The sequence below is a fragment of the Pseudomonas sp. PAMC 29040 genome, assembly GCF_003994535.1.
Taxonomy (GTDB): Bacteria; Pseudomonadota; Gammaproteobacteria; order Pseudomonadales; family Pseudomonadaceae; genus Aquipseudomonas; species Aquipseudomonas paraversuta.
Map to the genome: position 1 here is coordinate 1 of NZ_RZAA01000024.1, position 3,117 is coordinate 3,117.

Genomic DNA, 3,117 nt, shown 5'->3' on the forward strand with positions numbered 1-3,117 from the left:
CAAGAACGCAAATTGCTTGGGTGTTATATGGTCAAGCCTCACGGGCAATTAGTATTGGTTAGCTCAACGCCTCACAGCGCTTACACACCCAACCTATCAACGTCGTAGTCTTCGACGGCCCTTTAGGGAACTCAAGGTTCCAGTGAGATCTCATCTTGAGGCAAGTTTCCCGCTTAGATGCTTTCAGCGGTTATCTTTCCCGAACATAGCTACCCGGCAATGCCACTGGCGTGACAACCGGAACACCAGAGGTTCGTCCACTCCGGTCCTCTCGTACTAGGAGCAGCCCCTCTCAAATCTCAAACGTCCACGGCAGATAGGGACCGAACTGTCTCACGACGTTCTAAACCCAGCTCGCGTACCACTTTAAATGGCGAACAGCCATACCCTTGGGACCGGCTTCAGCCCCAGGATGTGATGAGCCGACATCGAGGTGCCAAACACCGCCGTCGATATGAACTCTTGGGCGGTATCAGCCTGTTATCCCCGGAGTACCTTTTATCCGTTGAGCGATGGCCCTTCCATACAGAACCACCGGATCACTAAGACCTACTTTCGTACCTGCTCGACGTGTCTGTCTCGCAGTCAAGCGCGCTTTTGCCTTTATACTCTACGACCGATTTCCGACCGGTCTGAGCGCACCTTCGTACTCCTCCGTTACTCTTTAGGAGGAGACCGCCCCAGTCAAACTACCCACCATACACTGTCCTCGATCCGGATAACGGACCTGAGTTAGAACCTCAAAGTTGCCAGGGTGGTATTTCAAGGTTGGCTCCATGCAGACTGGCGTCCACACTTCAAAGCCTCCCACCTATCCTACACAAGCAAATTCAAAGTCCAGTGCAAAGCTATAGTAAAGGTTCACGGGGTCTTTCCGTCTAGCCGCGGATACACTGCATCTTCACAGCGATTTCAATTTCACTGAGTCTCGGGTGGAGACAGCGCCGCCATCGTTACGCCATTCGTGCAGGTCGGAACTTACCCGACAAGGAATTTCGCTACCTTAGGACCGTTATAGTTACGGCCGCCGTTTACCGGGGCTTCGATCAAGAGCTTCGCGTTAGCTAACCCCATCAATTAACCTTCCGGCACCGGGCAGGCGTCACACCCTATACGTCCACTTTCGTGTTTGCAGAGTGCTGTGTTTTTAATAAACAGTCGCAGCGGCCTGGTATCTTCGACCGGCGTGGGCTTACGCAGTAAATGCTTCACCCTCACCGGCGCACCTTCTCCCGAAGTTACGGTGCCATTTTGCCTAGTTCCTTCACCCGAGTTCTCTCAAGCGCCTTGGTATTCTCTACCCAACCACCTGTGTCGGTTTGGGGTACGGTTCCTGGTTACCTGAAGCTTAGAAGCTTTTCTTGGAAGCATGGCATCAACCACTTCGTTAACTAAAAGTTAACTCGTCATCAGCTCTCGGCCTTAGAATCCCGGATTTACCTAAGATTCCAGCCTACCACCTTAAACTTGGACAACCAACGCCAAGCTGGCCTAGCCTTCTCCGTCCCTCCATCGCAATAACCAGAAGTACAGGAATATTAACCTGTTTTCCATCGACTACGCTTTTCAGCCTCGCCTTAGGGACCGACTAACCCTGCGTCGATTAACGTTGCGCAGGAAACCTTGGTCTTTCGGCGTGGGTGTTTTTCACACCCATTATCGTTACTCATGTCAGCATTCGCACTTCTGATACCTCCAGCAAGCTTCTCAACTCACCTTCACAGGCTTACAGAACGCTCCTCTACCGCATCATCCTAAGATGATACCCGTAGCTTCGGTGTATGGTTTGAGCCCCGTTAAATCTTCCGCGCAGGCCGACTCGACTAGTGAGCTATTACGCTTTCTTTAAAGGGTGGCTGCTTCTAAGCCAACCTCCTAGCTGTCTAAGCCTTCCCACATCGTTTCCCACTTAACCATAACTTTGGGACCTTAGCTGACGGTCTGGGTTGTTTCCCTTTTCACGACGGACGTTAGCACCCGCCGTGTGTCTCCCATGCTCGGCACTTGTAGGTATTCGGAGTTTGCATCGGTTTGGTAAGTCGGGATGACCCCCTAGCCGAAACAGTGCTCTACCCCCTACAGTGATACATGAGGCGCTACCTAAATAGCTTTCGAGGAGAACCAGCTATCTCCGAGCTTGATTAGCCTTTCACTCCGATCCACAGGTCATCCGCTAACTTTTCAACGGTAGTCGGTTCGGTCCTCCAGTTAGTGTTACCCAACCTTCAACCTGCCCATGGATAGATCGCCCGGTTTCGGGTCTATTCCCAGCGACTAGACGCCCTATTAAGACTCGCTTTCGCTACGCCTCCCCTATTCGGTTAAGCTTGCCACTGAAAATAAGTCGCTGACCCATTATACAAAAGGTACGCAGTCACCCAACAAAGTGGGCTCCCACTGCTTGTACGCATACGGTTTCAGGATCTATTTCACTCCCCTCTCCGGGGTTCTTTTCGCCTTTCCCTCACGGTACTAGTTCACTATCGGTCAGTCAGTAGTATTTAGCCTTGGAGGATGGTCCCCCCATATTCAGACAAAGTTTCTCGTGCTCCGTCCTACTCGATTTCACTGTAAAGATGTTTTCGCGTACAGGGCTATCACCCACTATGGCCGCACTTTCCAGAGCGTTCCGCTAACATCAATACAGCTTAAGGGCTGGTCCCCGTTCGCTCGCCACTACTAAGGGAATCTCGGTTGATTTCTTTTCCTCAGGGTACTTAGATGTTTCAGTTCCCCTGGTTCGCTTCTTAAGCCTATGTATTCAGCTTAAGATACCTAACTTATGTTAGGTGGGTTCCCCCATTCAGACATCTCCGGATCAAAGTCTGTTTGCCGACTCCCCGAAGCTTTTCGCAGGCTACCACGTCTTTCATCGCCTCTGACTGCCAAGGCATCCACCGTATGCGCTTCTTCACTTGACCATATAACCCCAAGCAATCTGGTTATACTATGAAGACGACATTCGCCGAAAATTCGCATGTTCAATTAAGAACGTTCACAAATTTTACCTTAGCCTGAATAAACACCAGTGAAAGTGCTATCCAGTCTAACTTTCTATTACATACCCAAATTTTTAAAGAACGATCTAATCAAAAGATCAGAAATCAACATTCACCA

The 3,117-nt window shown here is 50.4% G+C and carries 1 rRNA gene; it reads right to left on the reverse strand.

Annotation, left to right across the window (positions count from 1 at the left end):
• Nucleotides 1-27: 27 nt before the first annotated feature.
• A 23S ribosomal RNA gene (locus WG29040_RS24220) occupies nucleotides 28-2,921 on the reverse strand.
• Nucleotides 2,922-3,117 lie beyond the last annotated feature (196 nt).